Source organism: Nocardioides ochotonae, assembly GCF_011420305.2.
Classification (GTDB): Bacteria; Actinomycetota; Actinomycetes; order Propionibacteriales; family Nocardioidaceae; genus Nocardioides; species Nocardioides ochotonae.
The window spans coordinates 3,956,829-3,983,472 of the sequence record NZ_CP061769.1 but is presented as its reverse complement, the minus strand read 5'-3'; the positions used below and the strand labels follow the sequence as shown (position 1 = coordinate 3,983,472).

Below are 26,644 nucleotides of genomic sequence, written 5' to 3'. Positions count from 1 at the left end.
CGGCTATCCGCGGTCGAAGGCGGCGCGCACCTGGTCCTCGGTGAGCCCGTAGTCCTCGAGCGCGTAGCGGTGCGAGGGGGCCGCCTTGCCCTCCTTGGACTCCCGGTCGATCTCGGTCACGGCCGCGCGGGCCTCGTCGGTCCACTCCAGCCCGAACCGCTCGTGGATCATCGCCACCGTGCCGAGCGGGTCGCGGCGCAGGTCGGCGAAGGCGATGTCGACGAACTGCTCGGGGGCGTAGCGGGACCGGGCGTCGTGGAAGGCGTGGAAGGAGCGCGACCACAGGTCCAGCTGGGTGCGCCCGATCGTCTCCCCGACGTACGTCATGGAGTGCCCGGCGGTGGTCTCGGCCGACAGCGAGCAGGATGAGGCGATGCAGACGACCGGGTCGCGGTGGGTGTAGACGATCAGCGCGTCGGGATAGACGCTCATCAGGGCGTCGAGTGCGGTCATGTGCGAGGGGTTCTTGAGCACCCATCGCTTCTCGGGGTCGTTGAGCCCGACCAGCTGGAGGTTCTGCTTGTGGCGGGCGTAGGCGTCGGTCCAGTCCTGCTCGGCCAGCCACGCGGTGTAGCGCGGCACCTCGGCGAGGGACTCATAGGAGTTCGACTTGCCGGTCTGGCGCAGCAGCCGCCAGCACTCCTCGACGGTGGCGGCATCCATGTAGTGGATCCCCATGTACTCCGGGCTCTCCACGTGGTGCGCGGCGAAGCCCTGCTGCATGGCGGCGAAGACCGGGTCGGCCTCCCAGGTCTCGCGCGGAGGACGTGGCTGGGGGAACTGGGTCAGCCACATCTCCAGGCCCTGGGTGGCGGGGTCGGCGTGCAGCAGCCGGTGCAGCGCGGTGGTGCCGGTGCGGGGCAGGCCCATCAGGAAGATCGGGCGCTCGACCACGACGTCGGCGTGCTCGGGGCGCGCCGCGAACTGCGCCTGGGTGAGCAGCCGGCCGACCAGGGCGCTCTTGACCTCCGAGCGCTGGAAGTAGTTGCCCAGCGGGGTCAGGCCCGCCTCGGGGGACGCGAGGTCGTCGACCAGGATCCGCAGGCCCTCCTCGTGGGCGTCGCCGCCGAAGTCGCTCAGCCCGGTGGTGCGCATCGCGGCGGCGGCGATGTCGTCGTAGGAGCCCACGTCGGGGCGGGTGCGCGACATGACGTTGAGGCCGCCGGTGTCCAGGTCCCCGGTGCTCATCGGTGGAACTCCCCGCAGTCGACGTTGAGGACCTGCCCGGTGACCGCCGAGCTCAGGTCGCTGGCCAGCATCAGCGCGGCCCGCGCGACCTCGGCGGGGCTGGCCAGCCGCTGGAGGTCGGTGGGGGCGGCCTTCTCGGCGTACACCTCGTCGTGGGTGCGCCCGGACTCCGAGGCCATCCAGTCGAAGTAGCCCTTGTTGACGTCCTCGTAGATGTAGGACGGCGCGACGCTGTTGACCCGGATCCCGCGCGGGCCGAGCTCGGTGGCCAGCGAGGAGGACAGGTGCTCGAGCGCGCCCTTGGAGAGCTTGTAGCCGGCGTACTCCTCCTGGGACTGGTAGAGCACGCAGGAGTTCACCATCAGCACCGAGCCGCGGGTGGCGGCGAGCGCGTCGGCGAACAGCGCGGTGAGCCGCAGCGGGGCGAAGACGTTGGTCTCGTTGGCCGCGCGCAGCCCGTCGAGGTCGAGGGTGGTGAGCGGGTCCATCGGCGGGATGCCGAAGGCGTTGTTGAGCAGGCAGTCGACGCGTCCGAACTCCTCGAGCGTGCGCTCCACCAGCCGCTGCCGGGACTCCTCGTCGGTGATGTCGGTGGGGACCACGAGCGCCCGGCGCCCGTGCCCGCGGACCACCTCGGCCATCTTGTCCAGGCGCCGCTCGGTGCGGCTGGCGAGCACCAGGTCGGCGCCCATCTTGGCGGCCTCCTCGCCGAGCGCGCGGCCGAGGCCGGGGCCGACGCCGGAGAGCACCAGCACCTTGCCCTCCAGCAGCGGCAGGGGGCGGTAGCGGGCCTCGACCTCGGCGTCGGTCTCGAGGTGGACGGCGGCGGTCTGCGGGCTCAACTGATCATCCTTCGGGCCACGGAGCGCTGCCGGGCGGCGATCCGCGCGGCGTACTCCTCGTCGGTGAGCGGTACGGCGTGGGGCAGGCGGGCCGCGACCTCGGCCAGCGGCACCACCTCGGTGCGGGGGCCGTCGTCGGCACCCGGGTCGCGCGCCAGGCACTGCCAGCGCAGCATCACCGCGCCGGTGCGGTGCCCTGTCGTCTCCAGCCAGTTCGCGGTGGGGCGCCCGTCCAGCGGCGGGTGCTCGGAGACGACGAGGCGGATCATCCCGTCCGGGTCGGTCGTGGCCTGCGCCTTGGTGAGCGAGGTCTGGTGGGTCTCGTAGTCGGTCGAGGCGTACCAGTCCGAGCCGATCTGGGCGGCCTGGTAGGCGCAGTCCTCCCAGTGCGGCACCGTGATCACCAGCGCCTCGTCCGCGCCGATCGCGTAGTGCCCGATCGAGGAGCGCTGCGAGGAGAGCCCGCCCGGGGTGGACTGGGCCGGGGTGAGGGTGTTGACCGGCTGGGCGTACTGGAAGAAGTGCGGGAAGGCGAACCAGGTGCGGATCGAGCTGGTCACCGAGCGCGCCGCGACCTCGTAGCGCCGGGCCAGCCCCTCGCGGGTCAGCGGTGCCCGCGGGCGCCCGATCGTGTCGGTGCGCTCGATGGTGAGGGTGCCGCGCTCCTCGGTGTCCCAGTCGTTGAAGACCTCCCGCACGATCAGCGTCTTCGCGCCCGGCTCGGCGACGTAGGTGAAGGTGAAGGTGCCGTCCTCGGCGATCTCCAGCTCGCGGTCGTCGAAGGCCATCAGCGACGCCGGCGCCGACCCGGCCTGGTAGCCGCCGCCCATCACCTGGAAGGACAGATCGGCGGTGGTGCCGCGGCGCCCGCGCACGACGTACTCGACCCCCTCGACGAGGTAGGCGTGGAAGTAGATCGCGTCGGGGTTGTCCAGGCCCTGGCGGGAGAACTGGTGCGTGGGGTTGATGAACAGCGGCTGCTCGAGGTCGTAGTCGAACGCCGCCTGGACCGCCATCCGGATCCGGCCGGCGAGGTAGTCGTAGCCCTCCAGCAGGTCGGCCTCGGTGCGGATGAACGGCGCGTCGGCGATCAGCTGCTCGGCCTGCGCGATCGCCTCGGCCAGCGGCCGGGTGAGGTCGAGGTTCTCGCCCGCCCCGGGACCGTCCTCGAGGCCCCAGTGCGCGTGGCTGCTCACGGGTTGACCTTCGCGATCACGCGCTCGGCGAACCGCTCGAGCGCCTCGACCTTCTTCTCGACCGGCTCGGTGTCCGGGCCGATGATGTAGGGCACCCGGAAGCCCACGATGCAGTCGGTGACGCCCTTGTCCTCGAGGCGCTTGATGCCGTCGGGGGTGTAGGCGTCGGCGGAGATCACGTGCACCTCGAAGTTCTCGCGGGTGTCACCCTCCTCGGCGCGGATCTCGCGCAGCCGGGCGAGCATCCGGTCCAGCTCCTCGCCGTCGCCGCCGGCGTGCATCCACCCGTCGCCCTTGCGTACGGCGCGGCGCAGCGCGGCGTCCGCGTGCCCGCCCACCAGCAGCGGGATCGGCTCGGTCGGCGCCGGGCACTGCTGCACCGGCGCGAAGGAGTGGAACTCGCCCTCGTAGCCGAAGAACTCGCCGCTGGTCAGGCCACGCACGATGTCGAGGCACTCGTCCATCCGCTTGCCGCGCTTGGCCCACGGCACCCCCATCGCCACGAAGTCCTCGGGCCACGGCGAGAGGCCGACCCCGAGGCCGAGGCGGTTGCCGGACAGGTAGGCCAGCGAGGCGGCCTGCTTGGCGACCAGCACAGGCGGGCGCACCGGGAGCTTGAGCACGAACGGGGTCAGCCGCAGCGTGCTGGTCACCGCGAACAGGTGGGCGCACAGGATCATCGCCTCGATGAAGTCCTTGCCCTCGAGGAACTCGCGGTCGCCGGTGTCGGTGTAGGGGTAGGTCGAGTCCGACTCGCGCGGGTAGACCAAGCTGTCGGCGATGGTCATGCTCGTGTAGCCGGCCGCCTCCGCGGCCTGGGCCAGTGGGGCGTAGTTCTCGGCCCGGGTCATGGCCTCGGCGTAGGTGAACCGCATTGCTCTCCTCGTGTCGTCCTCGACGTCGGCCCCGATGCCCGGGACGGCGCGTTGGACGAAACATAGAACGCGTTCCACCTCTGTGCCACAGTTCGTCCCGTGGACTCGAACCAGACCGACCCGCGCCTGCGCGACCTGTGCGACCGGGCGGAGATCACCGAGGTGCTGCACCGCTACACCCAGGCCGTCGACGCCGACGACCGCTGGGACCTGCTGGACACGGTGTTCACCCCCGACGCCGAGATCGACTACACCGAGACCGGCGGCATCGCCGACCGCTACCCGGTGGTCAAGGCGTGGCTGGCCGAGGTGCTGCCGGCGTTCTTCCCACGCCGCATGCACTCCCTGCACCAGGTGATGGTCGAGCTCGCGCCGGACGGCGACCGCGACGCCGCGCAGGTCACGGCGTACTTCCACAACCCGATGCCGGTGGGCGAGGGCCCGGGCGCCAAGATCCTGGAGTACGGCGGGATCTACCACCACCGGATGGTGCGGACCCCCGACGGCTGGCGCAGCCGGCGGCTGCACGAGGAGCTGGTCTGGAAGCGCGAGACCAGGGCGGCGCTCTGATGGGGCTGATGGACATGCCCGAGGAGCGCCCGGCCGGGCTGGACTCCCCGTGGGCGGTGCGCGCGATCAAGCTGATGTCGCGGGTGCAGGTGCGCGTCTTCCGGCTCACCGGCGGCCGGGTCGGCAACATGTGGCGCGTGGGCGCCGGGTGGCGCAAGCCGGTGCCGACGCTGCTGCTCGACCACGTCGGGCGCAAGTCCGGGACCCGGTTCACGACCCCGCTGCTCTACCTGCGCGACGGGTCCGGGGCCGAGGAGCGGCTGGTCGTGGTGGGCTCGCAGGGCGGGCTGCCGCACCACCCGCAGTGGTACCGCAACCTGCTCGCCTCTCCCGACACCACCGTCCACCTGCCCCGGGAGGCACGCCGGGTGCACGCGCGGGTCGCCGGGCCCGAGGAGCGCGCCGCGCTGTGGCCGCGGCTGGTCGACCTCTACGCCGACTTCGAGAAGTACGCCCGCTGGACCGACCGGGAGATCCCGGTGGTGGTGCTCGAGCCCCGCTGAGCCCTGATGGGCCCCTGATGAGGCCCAGAGTGGTGCGGCTTGCCCCTGTCCACGACAATGGCCCGGACGGCCACCGTAGGGCCGCTCAGCGCCGACCACCTCCGGGAGTGACGACATCGTGGCCCAGAACGAAGACCGCCCTGTCGTGGCGGGACTGCTCGCGCTCGCGGGCGTCGGCGTCGTGGTGGGGGTCGTGATCGGGCTGGTCGCCCTGTTCGGCATCCGGCTGCTCGGCATCGGCGGTGACGAGGACGGCGGCACGGCCGGCTCCCAGCAGTCGATGTACATCCCCAAGCCGGTGCGCACCACCGACGACTCGGGACCGCAGATCACGCTGGCGCCGGGCGACGAGGAGACCTCCGAGGGCTCCGCGAGCGCGAGCCCGAGCGAGTCGGAGAAGGCCGAGAAGGGCATCACCCTGCAGAGCGTGCAGAGCTCGGTGGCGGCGATGGAGCAGATCGACCTCACCGGGGTCTACCCCGACGGCGAGGGCGCGATCCTCCAGGTCGAGCGGTTCGTCGACGGCGGCTGGACCGACTTCCCGGTGACCGCCTCCGTCAGCGACGGCACGTTCTCCACCTACGTCCAGACCGGCCAGAGCGGCGAGAACCGCTTCCGGGTGCGCGACACCAGCAACGGCGAGCTGTCCAACGAGGTCAAGGTCCGCGTCGGCTGAGTCGCCTCAGACCAGCGCCCGGGCCCTGCGCTGCTCGTCCGCCGGCTGCGACGGCGCCGGCTCTGCCCCCGGCCCGGCGAGGTGCCGGCGTACGGCGGCGATGACCGCCGGCTGACCGGTCAGTACGCCGAGGAGCACCAGCAGCATCCCGAGTGCGTGGGTCGGGCCGAAGAGCTCGCCGGCCAGCGCCACCCCCACGACGGTGCCGGCGACCGGATTGAGCAGCCCGACCAGCGACACGGCGGCCGCAGGGAGCTCGCGCAGCCCGCGGAACCAGACCGCGTAGGCGACGACCGTGCCGACGATGCCGAGGTAGAGGTAGCCGCCGATCGCGCCGCCGTCGAGGGCCGGCGGAGGGCCCTCGACCAGCAGCGCCACCGGCAGCAGGACCAGACCACCCAGCACCAGCTGCCAGCCGGTCATGGTGAGCATGTCCACCGGGGAGCGCCACCGCTTGACCAGTACGAACCCGACCGACGACAGCGCGACCGCGCCGAGGGCGGCCGCCACGCCCACCCAGTCCACGCCGCCGTTCCCGCGCAGCACCAGCAGCGCCACGCCGACCGCCCCGAGGACGGCGCCGAACAGGGAGGCGGGGTGCGGGCGCTCGCGGACCAGACCCCAGGCCAGCAGCATGATCGCGATGGGCGCGGTGGCGGTCAGCGTGGCGGCCAGACCGCTGGGAAGCCGCGCCGCGGCGACGAAGAACAGCACGAAGAACGCCGCGATGTTGAGCACGCCCAGGACCCCCGCACGCCACCACCAGCTGCCCTGCGGCAGCCGCGGTCGCAGGGCGAGCACCAGCAGGCCGAACGGGAGCGCGCGGACCGTGGCGCTGAACAGCGGCCGGTCCGCCGGGAGGTAGGCGTCGGCGACGTAGTAGCCGGACCCCCACGCCACGGGGGCGATCGCGGTCACGGCGAGGACCTGCCGCTTGCTTTCCATGGAAGGCATAATGCTTTCCGTGTCAGATAGATTCCCGCCCATGACACCTGATCGCCGTGAGCCCGACCACGTTGCCCGGGTCATGGCCCAGTGGTCGCGCGAGCGACCCGACCTCGACCCGTCGCCGATCGGTGTCATCGGCCGCCTGCACCGGGTGGCGATGCGGCTCACCGAGGAGCTGGTGCAGGTCTACGCCGCGCACGGCCTCGGGGAGGGCGAGTTCGACGTGCTGGCGACCCTGCGGCGCTCCGGGGCGCCGTACGAGCTCACGCCCTCGGAGGTCGCCGCGGGGACGATGGTGACCTCGGGTGCCGCGAGCAAGCGCATCGATCGCTGCGAGGCGCGCGGCTGGGTCACCCGGCGGGCCAGCGACACCGACGGCCGCGGCCGGGTGGTCGCGCTGACCGAGGACGGTCGGGCGCTGATCGACCGGGCGATGACGGCCCACCTCGCCAACGAGCACCGGCTGGTCGAGATGCTCGAGCCGGACGACCGCGCCCGGCTCGCACATCTGCTCCAGGTGTGGGGCCGGGCGCTGGACGCCTGATCGTTCTTCAGTCGGTCTGGCTCAGGCCTCGGGCACCCAGTCGAAGGTGTCCGGGTCCGGGCCGGTGCGACCCTCGGCGCCGCGGTCGAGGGCCGCGATCTCGGCGACCTCGTCGGCGGTGAGGGTGAAGTCGAAGATCTCGAAGTTCTCCCGCATCCGCTCCGGGCTCATCGACTTGGGGAAGACGATGTCGCCGCGCTCGATGTGCCAGCGCAGCGTGACCTGGGCGGGCGTGCGCTCGTGGGCCTGGGCGATCCGGTTGATCACCGGGTCGGCGAGCACCTGGCCCTGGGCGATCGGGGACCACGCCTCGACCTCCGCGCCGTGGCGGATCGACGCGGCGCGGGCGGCCTCGTTGGTGAAGTAGGGGTGCACCTCGATCTGGTTCACCGCCGGCACGACGCCGGTCTCCGCCACGATCCGGTCGAGGTGTTCGGGCTGGAAGTTCGAGACGCCGACCGAGGTCACCCGGCCGTCGGCGAGCAGCTCGGTGAGTGCGCGCCAGGTGGAGACGTAGTCGCCGTCGTAGCGGGTCGGCAGCGGCCAGTGGATCAGGAACAGGTCCAGCCGGTCGACGCCCAGGGCGTTCAGCGTCTCGTCGAAGGCGCGCTTCGCGTCGTCGGGACGGTGTACGTGGTTGTGCAGCTTGCTGGTGAGGTAGAGCTCGTCGCGGGGGATGCCGGAGGCGCGCACGGCCTCACCGACGCCGCGCTCGTTGCCGTACATCTGCGCGGTGTCGATGTGGCGGTAGCCGACCTCGAGGGCGGCGGCCACCGTCTCGGCGGTCTGCTCCGGCGGCACCTGGTAGGTGCCGAAGCCCAGCTGCGGGATGGTGGTCTGGTCGTTCAGGGTGATGCTCGGAACGGTCATGAATGTCCAATGCCCGAGGCTTCGTCGGGCATTCCCCGGAACCGGCGTCCGCGACAATGCTCACGTGAGCACCGACCAGCCTGCCGACCAGCCCGCCGACCAGCCCGGCGCCCCCTACGACACGCGGCTGGCGGCGTACGCCGTCGTGCTCGACGAGCAGGAGCGGGTGTTGCTCGCGCTGTGGAACGAGCCCGCCCAGAAGCGCTGGACCCTGCCCGGCGGTGGCGTCGACCTGCACGAGACCCCCGAGCAGGGCGTGGTCCGCGAGGTGCGCGAGGAGACCGGGTACGACGTGGAGCTGATCGGCCTCCTCGGCGTCGACACCGGGGTGATCCCCGCGTCGCGCCGGCTCAAGGGCGAAGGGCGTCCGCTCAAGGCGGTGCGGGTGCTCTATGCCGCGCGGGTCATCGGCGGCGAGCTCACGGCCGAGCTGGACGGCAGCACCGACGAGGCGCGCTGGCACCCGCTCGCGGAGGTCGAGCGGCTGCCCCGGGTCGGGGCCGTCGACGTGGCCCTCGAGCTGCAGCGCCGCAGCGCCGCGCGGCCCTAGGATCACGCCATGTCCCGCCGGGCGCTGCTCGCGGCGGCCGTCCTGGTGCTGGCCGGCTGCGACGCCGGCACGGGCCCGTCTGTCCCGGCGCCGGACCAGACCCGGGACCAGATCCGGGGCCAGCCCCAGGATCAGCCCCAGGATCAGCCCCAGGGCGGGACCGGATTGCGCCCGCGCGCCGACGAGCGGCTGGTCGTGGTCACCCATGCGACGGCACCCGTGCTCCGGCTGCGACCGCGCGAGGCCCGTCGACTGGTGGCCGTGCCGGCTGACTCCCCGCTGCGCTGGCGGGGCCGCCCGGTGCACCGTGGTGTCGGCCCCCGCGACGCTGCGCGCGCCCTGGACCGCGTCGAGCGGGACCCGGGGGCGCTCGGGGTGGTGCCGCTGGCGCAGGTGCGGCCGACCGTGCGCGCCGCGCTCGTCGCCGGGAGCGACCCGGTGCGCACGGCCCCCGGAGCGGTCCACCTCACCGTCGTCGGCGACCTGATGCTGGTGCGCGGGGTGCCGGACCCGGCGCGCGCCCTGGCGCAGGTGGCGCCCCGGCTGCACCGCGCCGACCTCGTCGTCGGCAACCTGGAGAGCACGCTGTCGACCGCGGGCGCCCCCACGCAGGGGTCGGACTCCTTCGGCGCCGGCCCCGGGCTCGTGGGACACCTTCGCCGCGCGGGCCTGGACGCGGTCTCCCTGGCCAACAACCACGCCGGCGACTACGGCACCGGCGCGCTCCTGGACACCGTCGCCACCCTGCACCGCAGCCCGCTGGCGGTGTTCGGCGCCGGAGCCGATCTCGCGGCGGCGAGCCGCCCGGCGTACGTCGAGCGCGGCGGGGTGCGCTTCGCGCTCCTGGGCTTCAACGCGATCGGCGAGACCCCGCGGGCCACTCGGTCCGGGCCGGGAGCGCTCTCGGTGCGGATGCCGCCGCGCACGGGCCCGCTGGTCCGTGCCGACCTCGAGCACGTCACCGGGCTGGTGCGGCGCGCCGGGAGGCATGCCGACGTGGTCGTGGTGCTGCCGCACTGGGGCACGCAGTACACCCATGAGCCGGAGCCGGTGCAGCGCGAGGTGTCCCGTGCCCTCGTCGCGGCCGGCGCCGACCTGGTGGTCGGGGGCCACCCGCACTGGGTGCAGGGCATCGACGTCGTCGAGGGTCCCGACGCCGCGGTGCCGGTGCTGCACTCGCTGGGCAACCTCGTCTTCGACATGGACTTCATGACCCAGACGATGGAGGGGGTCGTGCTGGAGGCGACGTTCCTCGGCGACCGGCTGGCGGCGATGCGCCTGGTGCCCTACGTGATGGACCCCGGGACCTTCGCGCCGCGCCCCGTCGGTGGCGCGGCCGGGGCGCGGATCCTGGGCGAGGTGTGGCGGGCCTCCACCGGGCCGTTCGCACGCTGAGGACGGGTCAGCCCAGCCAGGCCGCCACGGTGCGCGCGGCGCGGTGCAGCTGGGCGGCCTCGACCACGCCGGGCAGGTCGCCGGCCGAGTGGTAGCCGGCGTACGGCGTGCTGCCCAGGCGCACGCCCGGCAGGCCGGCGCGCACGAAGGACCAGTGGTCGCTCGAGCGCTGGTCGGTCTCTGGCAGTGTCGCCACGCCGGCGCGGCGCGCGGCCGCCAGTACCTCGGCGTGCAGCGGGTCGGGCCCGCCGGCGCTGCCCACCGGCAGCGCCGCCCCCACACCGACGCGGTCCAGCGAGATCATCCCGCGCAGGGTCCGGCGCTGCACGGGGTCGAGGCGCGCGACGTAGGCCCGCGAGCCGTAGTGGTGGTCCTCGTCGCCCGGGCCGCGCGGCTCCTCGGAGCCGAAGACCGCGAGGACCACCGGCAGCCGCGTCCGCCGATCCGCGAGCGCCTCGGCGACCGCGAGCAGCACCCCGACACCGGAGGCGTTGTCCTCGGCGCCCGGGGCCTGCGGCACCGTGTCGAGGTGGGCGCCGACGAGCAGCCACGGGCGTCCGGCGCGGATCTCGCCGCGAGTGGCGAGGAGGTTGAGCGACGGGCCGGCTGGCACCGGAACCCCCCAGGACACGCCGGCGGGCGTCGCGAACCGCTGCCGATCGACGCGCCAGCCGGTCTTGAGCAGGCGGTGCTCGACCCACGCCGCGGCCCGGCGGTACGCCGCCGACGTCCCCGGACGCGGGCCGATCCGCCCGGCCAGGTGGCGCACCGCGGCCACGGCCGTCTCGACCCGGACGTCGTCGGGGGTCACCCGGGGCACCCGCAGCGGCGCCACGGTCGCCGGGGGCGTCCCGGGCGGCGTCCCGGGCGTCCCGGGCGTCGTTGGGGGCCCGGTCGTGGCGGACCCGGGTGCGGAGGCCGCGGGTGAGGACGGGGCGGCGGGGGAGCGGTCCGCCTGCGTGCACCCGGTGGCCAGTGCTCCGGTGGCCAGTGCTCCGATGGCCGCTGTGCCGAGCGCGAGGCGCAGGCCACGGCGCGCGGCAGAGCCGCCTCCCGACCGCGTGACCGGTCGCGCGATCCGTCCCGTGGGCCCCGTCATCGCCCCAGTGAAGCACCGGGCGCCCATGTGACGCGGGGCATGATGGAGGCATGCGCACCGCATCCGCCGCCCTGGCCACCCTCGTGCTGGCGACGGCACTCGGCGCGTGTGGCACCGACGACGGCGAGGACGCGCCGGCGCAGGCCGCGTCCTCCGCTGCCCCCACGAGCGTGCCCGAGGTCCTCGACGTGGGTCGCCCGGTCGCGCTCGCCGAGGACGGCGCCGGCCGGCTGCTGGTCGCCCATCTTGTCGAGGAGGGACCGCGCACGAGCGTCGCGGCCGCCTGGCGTCTGCAGGACGCCGACGGCGAGACGGTTGCGGAGGGCCCCGGGCGCCAGGTGCGCAACGAGGGCTCGATCCCGGGCGTGTGGCCGCTGGACGACGGCTTCCTGGTCGACCTGGGCGGCAATGGCCGCTACGACCTGCTCGACGCCGACGGCGAGCTGACCCCGGTCGAGGAGGTCGACGCCCCGCGCGCCCTCGGCCCCGGGGACGTGGCCGTCGAGGGGGCGCGTGCGGTGTACTCCCCGACGGAGGGGACGATCGCCCCCGCCCCGCCGCTGCCCGGTGGCGCGGTGGCCGTGGAGCTGGTGATCGACGCCGACGGTGGCGCCTGGGCCCTGCCCGAGAGTCCCGACGGCGCGACGCTGCTCCACCTGCCCGCCGGCCAGACGACCTGGCAGGAGTCGACGCTGGACCTGCCGACCGGGGGCTACCCGATCGGGCTCGCGGTCACCGACGACCTGGTCGTGGTGCCGGTCGCCGTCACCCGGCGCGCCGGCGACGAGCTCGATGCGCTGCTGGTGCGCCCGCGCGGCGACGAGGACGCGCCCTGGCGCCGGCTCGAGGCCCCGCAGGGGCTCGGCTCGAGCTGGTTCTCCGCCACGGTCCTGGGTCTGCCCGACGGCCGGCTGCTGGTCTTCGACGACGTCGACGTCGCCCGGGTCGTCGACCCCGAGGCCGGCACCTGGGAGGAGCTCGCCCTGCCCGCCGCGGAGGGCGGCCACGGCTGGCTGCTGGCGCTCGCGGGGGAGCGTCTGTACGCCCTGGACTGGGTCGGCGGCGCGGCGTACGTCTCCCGCGACCTCGGAGGTGAGTGGACCGACCTCGCCGGCTGATGCCGCGCTCGGACGCCTCGTCCGAGAAATTCTCGTCCGGACCGGGAACATCCCCCGGCGCCCGGGACGTTGCACCGTGTGAGGAAACTTGAGTTGACCTGACTCAAGTTATTTGCCAGTCTGAGCCGCACGGCGCAGACTGGCCCCGGTGGGGCCGAACGTGAACCCCGCCAACGTCAGACCCGCAGCCCGAGTGCGCTGCGTAACCCAACGGAGGTAGTCCCATGGCACGTGCAGTCGGCATCGACCTCGGTACGACGAACAGCGTCGTGTCGGTCCTCGAGGGTGGCGAGCCCACCGTCATCACCAACGCGGAAGGTGCGCGCACGACCCCCTCGGTCGTGGCGTTCGCCAAGTCCGGCGAGGTGCTCGTCGGCGAGGTCGCCAAGCGTCAGGCGGTCACCAACGTCGACCGCACCATCCGCTCGGTGAAGCGCCACATGGGCACCGACTGGACCACGAAGATCGACGACAAGACCTTCACGCCCCAGCAGATCAGCGCCTTCGTGCTCCAGAAGCTCAAGCGCGACGCGGAGGCGTACCTCGGTGAGCCCGTCACCGACGCGGTCATCACCGTGCCGGCGTACTTCTCCGACGCCCAGCGCCAGGCGACCAAGGAGGCCGGCGAGATCGCGGGCCTCAACGTCGCCCGCATCGTCAACGAGCCCACCGCGGCCGCGCTGGCCTACGGCCTCGACAAGGGCGACGACCAGACCATCCTCGTCTTCGACCTCGGTGGCGGCACGTTCGACGTCTCCCTGCTCGAGATCGGCGAGGGCGTCGTGGAGGTCAAGGCGACCTCCGGCGACAACCACCTCGGTGGTGACGACTGGGACGCCCGGATCGTCGAGTGGATGATCAAGAAGTTCAAGGACAACAACGGCGTCGACCTCGGGGCCGACAAGATCGCCAAGCAGCGCCTCCAGGAGGCCGCGGAGAAGGCGAAGATCGAGCTGTCGTCCTCGTCCGAGACCACGATCCACCTGCCCTACATCACCCACGGCGAGTCCGGCCCGCTGCACTTCGAGGAGCGGCTGACCCGCAGCGAGTTCCAGAAGCTCACCGAGGACCTGCTCCAGCGCACCAAGGCGCCGGTGCAGAACGTCCTCAAGGACGGCGGCGTCGCGCTCAAGGACATCCACCACGTCGTGCTCGTCGGTGGCTCCACCCGCATGCCCGCCGTGAGCGACCTGGTCAAGGACCTCACCGGCCGTGACCCCAACAAGGGCGTCAACCCCGACGAGGTCGTCGCGCTCGGCGCGGCCCTCCAGGCCGGCGTCCTCAAGGGCGAGGTCAAGGACGTGCTGCTCCTCGACGTCACCCCGCTGTCGCTGGGCATCGAGACCAAGGGCGGCGTCATGACCACCCTGATCGAGCGCAACACCACCATCCCGACCAAGCGCTCGGAGATCTTCACCACCGCTGACGACAACCAGCCGTCGGTGGAGATCAAGGTCGCCCAGGGCGAGCGCCAGATGTGGTCGCAGAACCAGCCGCTGGGCAACTTCGAGCTCACCGGTCTCCCGCCGGCCCCGCGCGGCGTGCCGAAGATCGAGGTCACCTTCGACATCGACGCCAACGGCATCGTGCACGTCTCCGCGAAGGACCAGGGCTCCGGCAAGGAGCAGTCGATGACCATCTCCGGCGGCTCCGCGCTGAGCAAGGAGGACATCGACCGGATGGTCAAGGAGGCCGAGCAGTACGCCGAGGAGGACGCCAAGCGTCGCGAGGCGATCGAGGTCCGCAACCAGGCCGACCAGCTGGTCTACACGACGGAGAAGTTCCTCGCCGAGAACGGCGAGAAGATCCCCGACGACGTGAAGACCGAGGTCCAGGGCGACGTCGACTCCCTCAAGTCCACCTTGGAGAAGGAGGACGCCTCGGCCGAGGAGCTCAACGCCGGCATCACCAAGCTCGGTGAGTCCAGCCAGAAGATGGGCGCCGCGATGTACGCCGCGGCCGAGGCCGAGAGCGCCGCGGCCGGCGGCACCACGGGCGCGACCGGGGAGAGCGACGACGACATCGTCGACGCCGAGGTCGTGGACGAGTCCACCGACGAGGGTGAGAAGAAGTGACCGACGAGCACCGTCACGACGAGGGTCCCCCCGGGGACCCCGCCCGGGAAGGGGCTCCGGAGGGCGCCGACGAGGCGACGGAGCGGTCGGAGGACCCGGCCGCTCCCGCCGCCGGCGAGGCGTCGGACTCCGAGGCCGTCGAGACCGACCCGCTGCAGGCCGCGCACGACGAGGTCGAGACGCTCAAGATGGAGCTCGGCGAGCGGACCAGCGACCTGCAGCGCCTGCAGGCGGAGTTCCTCAACTACAAGCGCCGCGTCGACCGTGACCGCGAGCTGGTCAAGCAGAACGCGGCGTACGTCGTGCTCTCACCGGTGATCGAGGTCCTGGACACGATCGACCGGGCCCGCGAGCACGCCGAGCTCGAGGGCGGCTTCAAGGCCGTCGCCGAGCAGCTGGAGCGGGTCGTGGCCAACCAGGGCCTGGAGAAGTTCGGCGTCGCCGGCGACCCGTTCGACCCGGCCCTGCACGAGGCGCTGAGCCACCTCGGCGAGGACCCGGACGTCGACGTGGTGACCTGCAAGATCGTCGCCAAGGCCGGCTACCGGATGGGCGACCGCGTGGTCCGCGCGGCGCAGGTCCTGGTCGTCGACCCCGCCGCGGACGCCGCGCCGGCGGATTCCGCCGGCGACGCCTCCGAGGGCTGAACCACCCACCGGGCCCCGCCACGTGCGGGGCCCGGTGGCACCGCCCCGGCACCGAAGGGGCAACCAGCACCACGCATCACCAGCACATGACCGGCCACATCGTTGGGAGGAGGGCACGTGAGTGACGACGGCTACCGCGCCGACTGGGCGCAGAAGGACTTCTACGCCGAGCTCGGCGTGAAGAAGGACGCGAGCGCCGAGGAGATCAAGAAGGCCTATCGCAAGCTGGCCCGGGCCAACCACCCCGACTCCAACCCCGGTGACACCGCCAAGCACGACAAGTTCAAGGCGGTCGCCGAGGCCTACGACGTGCTCGGCGACCGCGACAAGCGGGCCAAGTACGACGAGTTCCGCTCGCTGCACGCCTCGGGCCGCTTCGGCGGGTTCCCGACCGGCCAGGGCGGCCAGGGCGGCTTCAACCTCGACGACCTGCTGCGCGACCGCGGCGGCGCGGGCGGCGGCTTCGGGGACATGTTCGGCGACCTCTTCGGCCAGGGCGGCTTCGGCCGGCGCCAGCAGCCGCGCCGTCCCCACAAGGGCGCCGACGTCGAGACCAGCGCCACGATCAGCTTCACCGACGCCATCGACGGCGTCACCATCTCGCTGCGGCTGACCTCCGACGCGCCGTGCCCGGACTGCAACGGCACCGGTGGCAAGCCCGGCACCAAGCCGCACGTGTGCCCCGAGTGCGAGGGCGCCGGCTACGTCACCAGCTCGGTGGGCGGCGCGTTCTCCATGAACGAGACCTGCCCGACCTGCGGCGGCCGCCAGCTCGTGTACGACGAGGCCTGCCCCACCTGCCACGGCTCCGGTCGCGGCATGTCGGCGCGCACCATCCAGGCCCGCATCCCCGCCGGCGTCAAGGACGGCCAGCGGATCCGGGTGCGCGGCAAGGGCGCGGCCGGCGAGAACGGCGGACCGGCCGGCGACCTCTACGTCACGGTCAAGGTCAGCCCGCACCGCATCTTCGCTCGCAAGGGCGACAACCTGACCATCGACGTCCCCGTCTCCTTCGACGAGCTCGCGCTCGGCTCGGAGATCAAGATCCCCACGCTCGGTGGCGCCCCGGTGACCCTGCGGATCCCCGCCGGCACCCCGAACGGGCGGACCTTCCGGGTGCGCGGCAAGGGCGCGCGCCGCAGCGACGGCACGGTCGGCGACCTGCTCGCCACCGTCGAGGTCGTGGTCCCCGCGGTCCTCGACGAGGAGGCCCGCGCCGCGGTCACGGCGTACCGCGAGGCCACCGCGGGCCGCCCGCTGCGCGCCAACCTGTTCGAGAAGGCAGGGTCCTGATGGCGGCCCGGCAGCCGTTCAGCGGTCCGCCGGGCCCGGACGCCGCGGTGTTCGTGATCAGCATGGCCGCGGAGCTGACCGGGCTGCACCCGCAGACCCTGCGCACCTACGAGCGGCTGGGGCTGATCACGCCCCAGCGCACCGGCGGGGGCGGGCGGCGCTACTCCGCGCGCGACATCGAGCGGCTGCGCGAGATCGCCGACCTCACCGCCGCCGGCGTCGGGCTCAAGGGAGTGCGCCGCATCGTCGAGCTGGAGTCGGAGCTCACCGCGCTGGCCCGGCACAACGAGGAGCTGCTCGCCGAGCTCGCGGCCCTGCGCGAGGCGCTCGGCCAGGCCCACGCCGGACACCGCCGCGAGGTGCCCGCCAACAAGCTGCCCGTGCTCCGTCAGACCCAGGCCGGCTCGGTCGTGGTCTGGCGGCGCGGCCGCTGAGACCGGGGTCGACGTGTTCCACCGCCACCCGTTCCTGAGCCTGCTGACCTTCGCCTACCTCGGCTTCGTCGGCTGGATGACGCTCACCCCGCAGACCTCGACCGGCTCCTCGCTGATGACCCGCGTGGCCGACCGGGTGGTGCGTGAGCTGCACGCCTACGAGCCGACCTCGGCGCTGAGCGCCGCCGACATCGAGTTCGCCGCCAACGTCGCGATGTTCGTGCCGGTCGGCATGTTCTTCCTGCTCCTGCTCGGACGTCGGCAGTGGTGGCTCGCCGTGCTGGCGGGGCTGGTGCTGACTATGGGCATCGAGGCCGCCCAGCAGGAGATCCCCGGGCGGGTCAGCGACCCCCGTGACGTCGTCTCCAACGGTGCGGGTACGGCGATCGGCGTGGTGCTCGCCTGGGTGCTGACCGTCGGCGAGTGGCTCCGCGCGGTGAGCGCGCGGCGCGCCGCCGCCCGGACCGGCCGCCCTGCCCGACAGGCGGCGAGCCGATGAATTTCGACAGAGTTGAGTGGAACAGACTCAACTTTGCCGTCGTTGTGGAAGGTGCAGGGCCGTTCGACCCGGGCAGCCGGGACCGCGGCCCGTTCCCGATCGAATCCAGCGTTCGTATGGACCAAGGAGTGTGCAGATGAGCCAGTTCGGCGCCGACAAGTTCACGACCCGCAGCCGCGAGGCGATCGAGGCGGCTCAGCTCCTCGCGACCTCCGCGGGCAACACCACGACCGATCCGATCCACCTCCTCGTGGCACTGCTGCGCCAGGAGGACGGGGTGGCGCGCAGCGTCGTCTCACGCGCCGGGGTCGACGTCAACGCCCTCCTCGCCCGCGCGGAGGCCCAGCTCGAGGCGCTGCCGCGCGCCACCGGGGCCACCGTGCAGCAGCCTGCCGCCTCCGCCGCGCTCACCCGGGTGCTGGCCGGCGCGATGGAGCTGGCCGCGGAGATGAAGGACGACTACGTCGCCTCCGAGCACCTGCTGGTCGCCCTCGCCGGCACCGACAGCAGCGCCCGGCGGGTCCTCGAGGAGGCCGGGCTGAACGAGTCCGGGCTGCGCGAGGGGGTCACCGCCGTGCGCGGCAACCGCCGGGTCACCAGCCAGACGGCGGAGGACACCTACGAGTCCCTGGAGAAGTACTCCGTCGACCTGACCGCCGCGGCCGAGGAGGGTCGCCTCGACCCGGTGATCGGCCGCGACGCCGAGATCCGCCGGGTGGTGCAGGTGCTGTCCCGGCGTACCAAGAACAACCCGGTGCTCATCGGCGAGCCCGGCGTCGGCAAGACGGCCGTCGTCGAGGGGCTCGCCCAGCGGGTGGTCGCCGGCGACGTCCCGGACTCCCTCAAGGGCCGCCGGGTGCTCAGCCTCGACCTGGCCGCGATGGTGGCCGGCGCGAAGTACCGCGGCGAGTTCGAGGAGCGGCTCAAGGCCGTCCTCGACGAGATCCGGCAGGCCGGCGGCCAGGTGATCACCTTCATCGACGAGCTGCACACGGTCGTGGGGGCCGGCGCCGGCGGCGACTCCTCGATGGACGCCGGCAACATGCTCAAGCCGATGCTGGCGCGCGGCGAGCTGCACATGATCGGCGCCACCACGCTGGATGAGTACCGCGAGCGCATCGAGAAGGACCCCGCCCTGGAGCGCCGCTTCCAGCAGGTCTTCGTCGGCGAGCCCAGCGTCGAGGACACCGTGCAGATCCTGCGCGGCATCCAGGAGAAGTACGAGGCCCACCACGGCGTCCGCATCACCGACGCCGCGCTGGTCGCGGCCGCGACCCTCTCCGACCGCTACATCACCGGGCGCCAGCTGCCCGACAAGGCCATCGACCTGATCGACGAGGCCGCGTCCCGCCTGCGCATGGAGATCGAGTCCTCCCCGGAGGAGATCGACCACCTGCGCCGCCAGGTGGACCGGCTCAAGATGGAGCAGTTCGCCCTCGAGAAGGAGAGCGACCCGGCCTCGGTGGAGCGCCTGGAGCGGCTGCGCGCCGACCTGGCCGACCACGAGGAGGAGCTGCGGGCCCTCGAGGCGCGCTGGGAGCGCGAGAAGGCCTCCCTGGAGGGCGAGGGTGAGCTGCGCCGCCAGCTCGACCAGCTGCGCATCGAGGCCGACCGGCTGCTGCGCGAGGGCGACCTGGCCGCGGCCAGCGAGATCCAGTACGGCCGGATCCCGGCCCTGGAGCAGCAGATCGCCGAGGCCGCCGAGGTGGAGAAGTCCGAGCAGGTCGAGCCGCTGGTCGGTGAGGAGGTCGGCGCGGAGCAGGTGGCCGAGGTCGTCGAGGCCTGGACCGGCATCCCGACCGGCCGCATGCTCCAGGGCGAGACCGCCAAGCTGCTGGAGATGGAGCAGGTCATCGGCGAGCGCCTGGTCGGGCAGAGCGAGGCGGTGACGGCTGTCTCGGACGCCGTGCGCCGCTCGCGTGCGGGCATCGCGGACCCGAACCGGCCCACCGGCTCGTTCCTCTTCCTCGGCCCCACCGGCACCGGCAAGACCGAGCTCGCCAAGTCGCTGGCCGACTTCCTCTTCGACGACGAGCGCGCGATGGTGCGCATCGACATGAGCGAGTACTCCGAGAAGCACTCGGTCTCGCGGCTGGTCGGCGCGCCCCCCGGCTACGTCGGGTACGACGAGGGCGGGCAGCTGACCGAGGCGGTGCGGCGTCGGCCGTACTCGGTGGTGCTGCTCGACGAGGTCGAGAAGGCCCACCCGGAGGTCTTCGACATCCTGCTCCAGGTGCTCGACGACGGCCGGCTCACCGACGGTCAGGGCCGCACGGTGGACTTCCGCAACACGATCCTGATCCTGACCTCCAACCTGGGCTCGCAGTTCCTGGTCGATCCCACGATGGACCCGGAGCAGAAGCGGGAGGCGGTGATGGCCACGGTGCGCTCCTCCTTCCGCCCCGAGTTCCTCAACCGCCTCGACGAGATCGTCATGTTCAACGCGCTCACGCTCGCGGACCTGACCCACATCGTCGACCTGCAGCTCGGGCTGCTGGAGAACCGGCTCGCGGTGCGCCGGATCACCATCGAGGTCACCGACGCGGCGAAGACCTGGCTCGCGGAGACCGGCTACGACCCGGCGTACGGCGCCCGTCCGCTGCGTCGGCTGATCCAGTCGGCCATCGGCGACCCGCTCGCCAAGATGCTGATCGGCGGCGAGGTCGTCGACGGCGGCACGGTGCGGGTGGACCGCTCCGAGGACGGTCTGGCCCTCACCGCCGCCGGCTGAGGACGGGCCCGGAACGGGCTGCTGGGAGGACCCACGGAGGCGGGCAACCGCCGATGTGGGTCCTTCTAGTTGAATGAGCCCATGAGTGAGAGCAGTCCGTCCCGTCCGCGCCAGGTGACCTTCGCTGCCTGGCTGATCATGGGCGGATCGCTGTTCGTGCTGGTCTCGGCCTTCGAGCAGATGGCCGGGGTGCAGTCGCTGGACACCCGCCGTGCGGTGCAGGACTTCCTCGCCGAGCCCCCGGCCGACGGGCTCGGGGTCGGCGTGCAGGACGTCCTGAACACGCTGCGGGTGATGGTGCTGATCACCGGCGCGTGCGCGACCGCCACCCTGATCCTGGGTTTCCAGGTGCTCCAGCGCTCCCGCAGCGCCCGGCTCGCGCTCTCCGTGCTCGCGGTGCCGCTGTTCGTCTGCGGGCTGGTCGTCGGCGGCATCATGTCCTCCTTCGTCGCTGCCGCCGTGGTGATGCTGTGGGTGCAGCCGGCCCGCGACTGGTTCAACGGCAAGGAGGCGTCCGCCGGCACCCGCGACACCCGCTTCGACCGGCTGCCGCCCAGCAGCCAGGCCCCGACCGGACCGGTGCAGCCCGGTCAGCCCGGTCAGCCCAATCAGCAGGGCTACCCGCCCGCCGCCCAGGTGCCCCCGGTCGTGTCGGCGCCGGTGGGGGAGCAGTCCCCGGGACAGACCGGCCACGAGCCGGCCGGGTCCGGCGACCCGCGGCCGTGGTCCGGCTTCGGGACCGCGGGCACCGGCAGCGCCGGGGCCCCGGCCACCTACCCGGCCGAGACCCGGCCCGAGCCCGCGTCGTACTCCCCGTCGGCGTCGGGCGCGCGCCGTCGGCCCGCGCCGCAGCCCGTCGTCTGGGCCTGCGTGATCACCTGGGTGATGAGCGGACTGGTCGGCCTCGCGATGGGACTCACCGCTCTCGCCCTCGCCGCCGCGCCCGGCCCGCTCTTCGAGGAGATGGACCGCCGCGACCCCGAGCTGCTGAGCAGCACCGGGATGACCGAGGACGACCTGCGCGTGGTGGTGCTGATGGTCGCCGCGGGGATCGTCGTGTGGTGCGTGCTCGCGGCGCTGGTGGCGGTGTTCGCGTTCCGCCGCGTCCCGGTCGGCCGGGTGCTGCTGATGATCTCCGCGAGCTGCGCCGCGCTGCTCTGCCTGGCCGGTACCGTGCTCGGCTCGCCGCTGCTGGTCGTGCCGCTGGTCGCGTGCGGCGCCACGATGGCGCTGCTGATGCGCCCCGAGGTCACCGAGTGGTACGCCGGGCGCTGATCCTCAGCGGGTCAGGTCGGCCGCGACCAGGCGGCGTACGCCCTCGGTGAGCACGTCGGGGTCCTTGCAGAACGCCCAGCGCACCAGGTGCCGCCCGGCCTCCTGGTCGTCGTGGAAGACCTGCTCGGGGATCGCCACCACCCCGGCGCGCTCGGGCAGGGCGTGGCAGAACTCCAGTCCGTCGCGCCAGCCGAGCGCGCTGATGTCGGTGGTCGCGAAGTAGGTCCCCTCCGGGACGCGCACCCGCAGACCGGCGTCCGCCAGCCCGGCGCACAACAGGTCACGGCGGCCGCGCAGGTCCGCGGCGAGCGCTCGGGGGAAGTCCGGCTCCTCGTCGAGGGCGTGCGCGACCGCGGGCTGGAGCGGGGATCCGGAGGTGAAGGTCAGCCACTGCTTGGCGGCCAGCAGCGCGTCGACCAGCTCGGCGGGCCCGCTGGCCCAGCCGACCTTCCAGCCGGTGAACGAGTAGGACTTGCCCGCGCTGGAGAGCGTCAGGGTGCGCTCGCGCATGCCGGGCAGCGTCGCGATCGGCACGTGCGCGGCGTCGAAGGTCAGGTGCTCGTAGACCTCGTCGGTGATTACCACGAGGTCGTGGGTGGTCGCGACGTCGGCGACCGCCTGCAGCTCCGCCCGCGTCAGCACCGTGCCGGTCGGGTTGTGCGGGCTGTTGAGCAGCACGAACCGGGTGCGCGGCCCGACCGCCGCACGCAGCTCCTCGGGGTCGAGGCGGAAGTCCGGGGCGCGCAGCGTGACCGGGCGGCGCACGCCGCCCGCCATCTGGATCATCGCGGTGTAGGAGTCGTAGTAGGGCTCCAGCACGATCACCTCGTCGCCGGGGTCGACCAGGCCGAGCAGCGCGGCGGCGATCGCCTCGGTGCAGCCGGTGGTGACCACGACCTCGGTGTCCGGGTCGAGCTCGAGGCCGTAGTGGCGCTGCTGGTGGCGCGCGACCGCCTGCCGCAGCGCGGGGACGCCGGGGCCCGGGGCGTACTGGTTGTGCCCGGTGCGCAGCGCCTCGACCGCCTGCGCGATCACGCTCGGGGGGCCGTCGACGTCGGGGAACCCCTGGCCCAGGTTGACCGCGCCGGTGCGCGCGGCGAGCGCCGACATCTGGGTGAAGATCGTCGGCGGGATGCCGTGCAGCCGGCGGGCCAGGCGGGGCGTCGCGGTGGTGCGGGACGGCGAGTCGGGCATGCGCCCCACCGTACGGCGTACCGGGCCTCGTGCGGCGTACGCGACAATGGGCCGCGTGACGACCGCCGATACCGACCTTGCTGCCGACATCGACGCCACCTGCCGCCTGACCGGGAGCTTCACGCTCCGGTCCGGCCAGGTCTCCTCGGAGTACTTCGACAAGTACCTCTTCGAGGCCGACCCCGCGCTGCTGTCGCGGGTCGCGCGCGAGATGGTGCAGCTGCTGCCCGCCGACACCGAGCTCCTCGGGGGCTTGGAGCTGGGAGGCGTGCCGATCGCGACGATGGTCGGCTACCTGACCGGCCACCGCACGCTGTTCGTGCGCAAGAAGGCCAAGGAGTACGGCACCTGCAAGCTCGCCGAGGGCCCCGACGTGGCCGGGCGCCGGATCACCCTCATCGAGGACGTGATCACCACCGGTGGCGCGGTCCGCGACGCCACGCGCGAGCTGCGCGCGGCCGGCGCGATCGTGGAGGTCGTCGTCTGCGCGATCGACCGCAGCCCGGAGGGTGAGAACCCGCTGGCCGACATCGGCCTCGAGGTCCGTCCCGTGCTGACCAAGGCCGAGCTCGACGCGGCGCGGGCCGGCGCATGAGCCTGACCCTGACCGCCCACACCGTCCTGGCTGCCGCGGAGGGCTCCGAGGACCTCGGAGGTGTCGCCGGCTGGGCCGTCGACCTGATGGAGAAGCTCGGCGCCCCTGGTGCCGGCCTGGCCATCGCGTTGGAGAACCTCTTCCCGCCGCTGCCCAGCGAGGTGATCCTGCCGCTGGCCGGCTTCACCGCCAGCCGCGGCACCTTCGGTCTCGTGGAGGTGATCCTGTGGACGATCGCCGGCTCGGTGCTCGGCGCGGTCGCCCTCTACGCCCTCGGCGCGGTCTTCGGCCGGGACCGGATGTACTGGGTCTGGGAACGGCTGCCGCTGGTCAAGACCGAGGACCTCGAGCGCACCGAGGCCTGGTTCGGCCGGCACGGGCGCAAGGCGGTCTTCTTCGGCCGGATGATCCCGATCTTCCGCAGCCTGATCTCGGTGCCGGCGGGCGTCGAACGCATGCCGTTCGGGCAGTTCCTGCTGCTCACCTCCGCCGGCAGCACCATCTGGAACGTCACCTTCGTCCTGGCCGGCTACTTGCTGGGCGAGCAATGGCACCGCGTCGAGGGCGTCGCCGGCACCTTCCAGAAGGTCGTCATCGTCGTCGTGGTGCTCGCGGTCTGCTGGTGGCTGGTGCAGCGGGTGCGCCGCAGCCGGTCCTCGCGCACGGAGCCCTGAGCGGATTCCTGGGCAGGATCACTCGCGCCGGTCGACCGGCGTGACGCTGAGCCCGGTGATGTCGCGGTCGGGGCGGCCGTCGTGGTCGTTGTCCTCCGCGTCGGCGGAGTCGGTACGCCGGTGGCGCCACCACTCGAAGGTGATCGGGACCGCGGTGAAGGCCAGGATGACCAGGAAGATCAGGTCGATGTTGTGCTCCAGCCACGGCACCGCGTGGCCGAGGAAGTAGCCCAGCCCGGTGATCAGCACGACCCAGGCCACGCCGCCGACGGCGCTCCAGGTGTAGAAGCGGCGGCGCGGCATCTGGGTGATGCCGGCGACCACGGTGATGTAGGTGCGCACGAACGCCACGAAGCGGCCGATGACCAGGGCCTTGTTGCCGTGGCGCTCGAAGAACACCTCGGTCTGGTCGAAGTACTTCTGCTTCAGCACCCGACCCTCGCGCTGGCGCAACCGTGGCCCCAGCCGCCGGCCGATCTCGTAGCCGCACACGTTGCCCAGCCAGGCGGCGAGGGTCATCACCGTCACGGCGATCACCAGCTCGGTCAGCCGGCTGCCGGGGAACAGGTCGATCTGGCCGGTGGCGATGAAGATCCCGAGCGCGAACAGCAGGCTGTCGCCGGGCAGGAACGGGAAGAACAGGCCGCACTCGACGAAGATGATCAGCAGGCTGATCCAGAACAGCTCCGCGCCGAACTGCGCCAGCAGCCACTGCGGATCGAGGTAGTCGATACCGAGCAGGAGCGGGTGGGGCAGCGGCATACCTGCCAGGAGCGCGCTCACGCTCTTCAGCCTAACCGTCGCTGCCCGGGGCCGCCGACCGGGATTGCGGCCGCGGGCAGGGCCTCCTCGTACGATGCGGCGGTGGACGAGCAGCGCGAGGAACCCGAGCGGCGCGCGCCGTACGACCCGATGCCGCACGGTCCCGCGGAGGTCGGCGTGGGGCCGTGGCCGGGGCCGTGGCCGACAGGTCCCGGCAGCGAGGTGTACGACGAGCAGTTGCTGGCCGAGGGCGACCGGCGCAACGTGGTGGACCGCTACCGGTACTGGTCGCTGGAGGCGATCCGCGCCGACCTCGACACCCGCCGCCACGACTTCCACGTGGCCATCGAGAACTGGCAGCACGACTTCAACATCGGCACGATCGTGCGCTCGGCCAACGCGTTCCTCGCCCGTGAGGTGCACATCGTCGGCAACCGGCGCTGGAACCGTCGCGGGGCGATGGTGACCGACCGCTACCAGCACGTGCGGCACCACCCGAGCGTCGAGGAGCTCGCGGACTACCTCGCGGACCTCGACGGCGGCCCGGTGCCGCTGCTCGGCATCGACAACCTGCCCGGCTCGCTGCACTTGGAGACCATGGAGATGCCGCGGCGGGTGTGCTTCCTGTTCGGCCAGGAGGGCCCGGGGCTCTCCGAGGCCGCCCGGAAGCGCTGCGACGCGACGTTCTCGATCGCGCAGTTCGGCTCCACCCGGTCCATCAACGCCTCCGCCGCGGCCGCGATCGCGATGCACGGCTGGGTGCGCCAGCACGCCGACCTGTCGGGCGACGAGGCCTGGCGCGGCTGACCAAGCGCGCTCACCGGCCGGCGAGCAGCCCCACGACCGCGCGGACCGCGGCCGGGGCGTCGGCGGCCACCACGCCGGCGTCCGCCGGCAGGTCCCACGGGTCGAGCAGCACCAGCGGCACCCCGGTGCGGCGGGCCAGCGCGATCTCGCTCAGCGTCCCCCACGAGCAGCCGACCGCGCCCACCGCGTCGGCGGCGCGGACCAGCAGGCCGTTGCGCAGCTCGCCGAGCCCGGTGGGCAGCAGGTGGGTGTGCTCGGGGCTGCCGGCCGCACGGTCGGACCCGGGCAGCAGCCCGATCGAGACCCCGCCGGCCGCCGTCGCGCCGCGCGCCGCTGCGCGCATCACCCCGTGGTGCCCGCCGGTGAGCAGCACCGCCCCCTCCTCGGCGAGAGCGCGGCCCACGGCCTCGGCGCGGGCCAGGTCGACGTCCCGCGCGTCGTCGGCGGGGCCGACGACGGCGACGTACCTGCCCTCGAGCCGTCCTGGGTGCACCGCCCCACCGTAGGCGCGGCTGAGGCCCCCTACGCGCGGGTCTTGCTCGAGCAGGTGATCACCCGGTTGCCGAGCTTCCAGTCGAGGGCGTAGGACCAGCCGTAGGAGAACCGGTCGCTGGTGGTCAGCGACGGGCACTTCTTCAGGGCCGCGGCGCGCAGCTTCTTCTTGCTCGGGAGGGCGCGCGCCGGGTGCACGAAGGTGCCGGTGACCCGCCAGGCGTGCGTGCGGGCGCAGGTCGTGAGGAAGCCGCCCGCGGTCGTGCAGCTGGCGATCGAGTCGGGCAGTCGGCCCTTCGGGAGCGCCGGGGAGGCCGTGGTCGGCAGCGCCAGGTACTTCGTGCCGCCGGGCAGGACGAGGTCGCAGCGGTACCACCGCGCCCCGGCCTCGCGCTGGGTCTTGGTGGGGACGAACCAGACCCAGCGGTACGCCGCCCCGGCGCGCACCCGGTGGGTGCGCCCGAGCGCCCGGTCGTGGGCGGGACCGCACCGCCGCGCGACAGCGGCCTCCACCTTCGCGAGCTCGTCGTCCCAGTCCAGGGCGGCCGGCAGCGTGCCGACCTTGATGGTGCGGGCGTTGTGGCGCTGCGAGCAGTCCACCGGCGCGGACGTGCTGCTCGCTGCGGCGGCCTCCTCGACGCTGAGGTTGCGGCACTCCCCGACGACGGGACGGTCCGCCTCGGCGGCGGTGGCGGCGCCGGCGGGCTGGGTCAGCAGCCCGGCGACGAGCAGGGCCGGGGCGAGCGCGGCGAGGCGGCGCAGGACGGGGACGCGAGAGGTCACGGGTTCTCC

Annotated in this window: 28 protein-coding genes; 17 read left to right on the top strand and 11 right to left on the bottom strand. The window is 73.0% G+C overall.

Features of this window, described 5'->3' with window-relative positions; genetic code table 11:
• Nucleotides 1-3: 3 nt before the first annotated feature.
• Genes HBO46_RS19105 through HBO46_RS19090 form a run of 4 tightly spaced genes read right to left on the bottom strand, consistent with a single transcriptional unit; the run spans nt 4 to nt 4,101 of the window.
• Nucleotides 4-1,188: a sulfotransferase family protein gene (locus HBO46_RS19105; protein ID WP_224769250.1), complete on the bottom strand. Its 1,185-nt coding sequence runs from the start codon at nt 1,186-1,188 to the stop codon at nt 4-6.
• Nucleotides 1,185-2,030 (bottom strand): SDR family oxidoreductase, encoded by an 846-nt coding sequence (locus tag HBO46_RS19100; RefSeq protein WP_224769249.1) that lies wholly within the window; start codon nt 2,028-2,030, stop codon nt 1,185-1,187. Before HBO46_RS19100 ends, HBO46_RS19105 begins: the two co-directional genes overlap by 4 nt.
• Nucleotides 2,027-3,226, bottom strand: coding sequence for a hypothetical protein (locus tag HBO46_RS19095; protein ID WP_166134537.1), 1,200 nt, complete (start codon nt 3,224-3,226; stop codon nt 2,027-2,029). Before HBO46_RS19095 ends, HBO46_RS19100 begins: the two co-directional genes overlap by 4 nt.
• Nucleotides 3,223-4,101 carry a TIGR03619 family F420-dependent LLM class oxidoreductase gene (locus HBO46_RS19090; protein WP_166134536.1) on the bottom strand — a complete coding sequence of 293 codons (879 nt, stop codon included), beginning with the start codon at nt 4,099-4,101 and terminating at the stop codon, nt 3,223-3,225. The genes HBO46_RS19095 and HBO46_RS19090 overlap by 4 nt, the downstream gene beginning before the upstream one ends.
• 99 nt (nt 4,102-4,200) lie before the next feature.
• Between HBO46_RS19090 and HBO46_RS19085 the strand changes: the two genes are divergently transcribed.
• From HBO46_RS19085 to HBO46_RS19075, 3 genes are all read left to right on the top strand, one after another.
• Nucleotides 4,201-4,671 (top strand): nuclear transport factor 2 family protein, encoded by a 471-nt coding sequence (locus HBO46_RS19085; protein WP_224769248.1) that lies wholly within the window; start codon nt 4,201-4,203, stop codon nt 4,669-4,671.
• An 8-nt stretch (nt 4,672-4,679) separates the two neighbouring features.
• On the top strand, nt 4,680-5,174 hold the full coding sequence (locus HBO46_RS19080; RefSeq protein ID WP_224769247.1) for a nitroreductase/quinone reductase family protein: 495 nt from the start codon (nt 4,680-4,682) through the stop codon (nt 5,172-5,174).
• 118 nt (nt 5,175-5,292) lie between these two features.
• Entirely contained in the window at nt 5,293-5,850 is a 558-nt protein-coding gene (locus HBO46_RS19075; protein ID WP_166134532.1) for a hypothetical protein, read from the top strand.
• Between the two features lie 6 nt (nt 5,851-5,856).
• Here the strand turns inward: HBO46_RS19075 and HBO46_RS19070 are convergent, their stop codons facing one another.
• Nucleotides 5,857-6,795 (bottom strand): EamA family transporter, encoded by a 939-nt coding sequence (locus HBO46_RS19070; RefSeq protein ID WP_166134530.1) that lies wholly within the window; start codon nt 6,793-6,795, stop codon nt 5,857-5,859.
• A gap of 40 nt (nt 6,796-6,835) precedes the next feature.
• On the opposite strand from HBO46_RS19070, the gene HBO46_RS19065 reads away from it, so the two are divergent.
• The gene (locus HBO46_RS19065) at nt 6,836-7,342 is read left to right on the top strand and encodes a MarR family winged helix-turn-helix transcriptional regulator (RefSeq protein ID WP_166134528.1); all 507 of its coding nucleotides are present in this window, start codon (nt 6,836-6,838) and stop codon (nt 7,340-7,342) included.
• 21 nt (nt 7,343-7,363) lie between these two features.
• Here HBO46_RS19065 and HBO46_RS19060 read toward each other — a convergent pair whose 3' ends face one another.
• Nucleotides 7,364-8,212 (bottom strand): aldo/keto reductase, encoded by an 849-nt coding sequence (locus HBO46_RS19060; protein WP_166134526.1) that lies wholly within the window; start codon nt 8,210-8,212, stop codon nt 7,364-7,366.
• Nucleotides 8,213-8,276: 64 nt separating this feature from the next.
• On the opposite strand from HBO46_RS19060, the gene HBO46_RS19055 reads away from it, so the two are divergent.
• Together HBO46_RS19055 and HBO46_RS19050 are read left to right on the top strand one after the other, a co-directional pair.
• Nucleotides 8,277-8,762 (top strand): NUDIX hydrolase, encoded by a 486-nt coding sequence (locus HBO46_RS19055; protein WP_224769246.1) that lies wholly within the window; start codon nt 8,277-8,279, stop codon nt 8,760-8,762.
• A gap of 9 nt (nt 8,763-8,771) precedes the next feature.
• Nucleotides 8,772-10,157, top strand: a complete 1,386-nt coding sequence (locus HBO46_RS19050) for a CapA family protein (protein WP_166134522.1) — start codon at nt 8,772-8,774, stop codon at nt 10,155-10,157.
• A 7-nt stretch (nt 10,158-10,164) separates the two neighbouring features.
• Here HBO46_RS19050 and HBO46_RS19045 read toward each other — a convergent pair whose 3' ends face one another.
• Nucleotides 10,165-10,968, bottom strand: a complete 804-nt coding sequence (locus HBO46_RS19045; protein ID WP_224769245.1) for a M28 family metallopeptidase — start codon at nt 10,966-10,968, stop codon at nt 10,165-10,167.
• Nucleotides 10,969-11,306: 338 nt separating this feature from the next.
• Here HBO46_RS19045 and HBO46_RS19040 point away from each other — a divergent pair, with 338 nt between their 5' ends.
• From HBO46_RS19040 to HBO46_RS19005, 8 genes are all read left to right on the top strand, one after another.
• The gene (locus tag HBO46_RS19040) at nt 11,307-12,374 is read left to right on the top strand and encodes a hypothetical protein (RefSeq protein WP_166134518.1); all 1,068 of its coding nucleotides are present in this window, start codon (nt 11,307-11,309) and stop codon (nt 12,372-12,374) included.
• Between the two features lie 224 nt (nt 12,375-12,598).
• Nucleotides 12,599-14,449, top strand: a complete 1,851-nt coding sequence (gene dnaK, locus HBO46_RS19035) for a molecular chaperone DnaK (protein ID WP_166134516.1) — start codon at nt 12,599-12,601, stop codon at nt 14,447-14,449.
• The gene (grpE, locus tag HBO46_RS19030; RefSeq protein WP_166134514.1) at nt 14,446-15,096 is read left to right on the top strand and encodes a nucleotide exchange factor GrpE; all 651 of its coding nucleotides are present in this window, start codon (nt 14,446-14,448) and stop codon (nt 15,094-15,096) included. The genes dnaK and grpE overlap by 4 nt, the downstream gene beginning before the upstream one ends.
• A gap of 117 nt (nt 15,097-15,213) precedes the next feature.
• A complete protein-coding gene (gene dnaJ / locus HBO46_RS19025; protein WP_166134512.1) occupies nt 15,214-16,389 on the top strand; it encodes a molecular chaperone DnaJ in 1,176 nt (391 codons plus the stop codon).
• On the top strand, nt 16,389-16,823 hold the full coding sequence (locus tag HBO46_RS19020; protein WP_166134510.1) for a heat shock protein transcriptional repressor HspR: 435 nt from the start codon (nt 16,389-16,391) through the stop codon (nt 16,821-16,823). The genes dnaJ and HBO46_RS19020 overlap by 1 nt, the downstream gene beginning before the upstream one ends.
• Before the next feature lie 13 nt (nt 16,824-16,836).
• A complete protein-coding gene (locus tag HBO46_RS19015) occupies nt 16,837-17,322 on the top strand; it encodes a VanZ family protein (RefSeq protein ID WP_166134508.1) in 486 nt (161 codons plus the stop codon).
• Between the two features lie 136 nt (nt 17,323-17,458).
• Nucleotides 17,459-20,053, top strand: a complete 2,595-nt coding sequence (gene clpB, locus HBO46_RS19010) for an ATP-dependent chaperone ClpB (protein WP_166134506.1) — start codon at nt 17,459-17,461, stop codon at nt 20,051-20,053.
• Between the two features lie 81 nt (nt 20,054-20,134).
• Nucleotides 20,135-21,328: a hypothetical protein gene (locus HBO46_RS19005; RefSeq protein ID WP_166134504.1), complete on the top strand. Its 1,194-nt coding sequence runs from the start codon at nt 20,135-20,137 to the stop codon at nt 21,326-21,328.
• A 3-nt stretch (nt 21,329-21,331) separates the two neighbouring features.
• On the opposite strand, the gene HBO46_RS19000 is transcribed toward HBO46_RS19005, so the two are convergent.
• Nucleotides 21,332-22,522 (bottom strand): pyridoxal phosphate-dependent aminotransferase, encoded by a 1,191-nt coding sequence (locus HBO46_RS19000; RefSeq protein ID WP_166134502.1) that lies wholly within the window; start codon nt 22,520-22,522, stop codon nt 21,332-21,334.
• Nucleotides 22,523-22,577: 55 nt separating this feature from the next.
• On the opposite strand from HBO46_RS19000, the gene pyrE reads away from it, so the two are divergent.
• On the top strand, nt 22,578-23,117 hold the full coding sequence (gene pyrE, locus HBO46_RS18995) for an orotate phosphoribosyltransferase (protein WP_224769244.1): 540 nt from the start codon (nt 22,578-22,580) through the stop codon (nt 23,115-23,117).
• Nucleotides 23,114-23,791, top strand: a complete 678-nt coding sequence (locus HBO46_RS18990; RefSeq protein ID WP_166134500.1) for a DedA family protein — start codon at nt 23,114-23,116, stop codon at nt 23,789-23,791. The genes pyrE and HBO46_RS18990 overlap by 4 nt, the downstream gene beginning before the upstream one ends.
• 18 nt (nt 23,792-23,809) lie before the next feature.
• Here the strand turns inward: HBO46_RS18990 and HBO46_RS18985 are convergent, their stop codons facing one another.
• On the bottom strand, nt 23,810-24,574 hold the full coding sequence (locus HBO46_RS18985) for a DedA family protein (RefSeq protein WP_224769243.1): 765 nt from the start codon (nt 24,572-24,574) through the stop codon (nt 23,810-23,812).
• Nucleotides 24,575-24,703: 129 nt separating this feature from the next.
• Between HBO46_RS18985 and HBO46_RS18980 the strand changes: the two genes are divergently transcribed.
• A complete protein-coding gene (locus HBO46_RS18980) occupies nt 24,704-25,360 on the top strand; it encodes an RNA methyltransferase (RefSeq protein ID WP_166136158.1) in 657 nt (218 codons plus the stop codon).
• A gap of 10 nt (nt 25,361-25,370) precedes the next feature.
• On the opposite strand, the gene HBO46_RS18975 is transcribed toward HBO46_RS18980, so the two are convergent.
• Together HBO46_RS18975 and HBO46_RS18970 are read right to left on the bottom strand one after the other, a co-directional pair.
• Nucleotides 25,371-25,853: an SLOG cluster 4 domain-containing protein gene (locus HBO46_RS18975; protein WP_166134498.1), complete on the bottom strand. Its 483-nt coding sequence runs from the start codon at nt 25,851-25,853 to the stop codon at nt 25,371-25,373.
• Between the two features lie 29 nt (nt 25,854-25,882).
• A complete protein-coding gene (locus tag HBO46_RS18970) occupies nt 25,883-26,635 on the bottom strand; it encodes a septum formation family protein (protein WP_166134496.1) in 753 nt (250 codons plus the stop codon).
• Nucleotides 26,636-26,644: the final 9 nt, after the last annotated feature.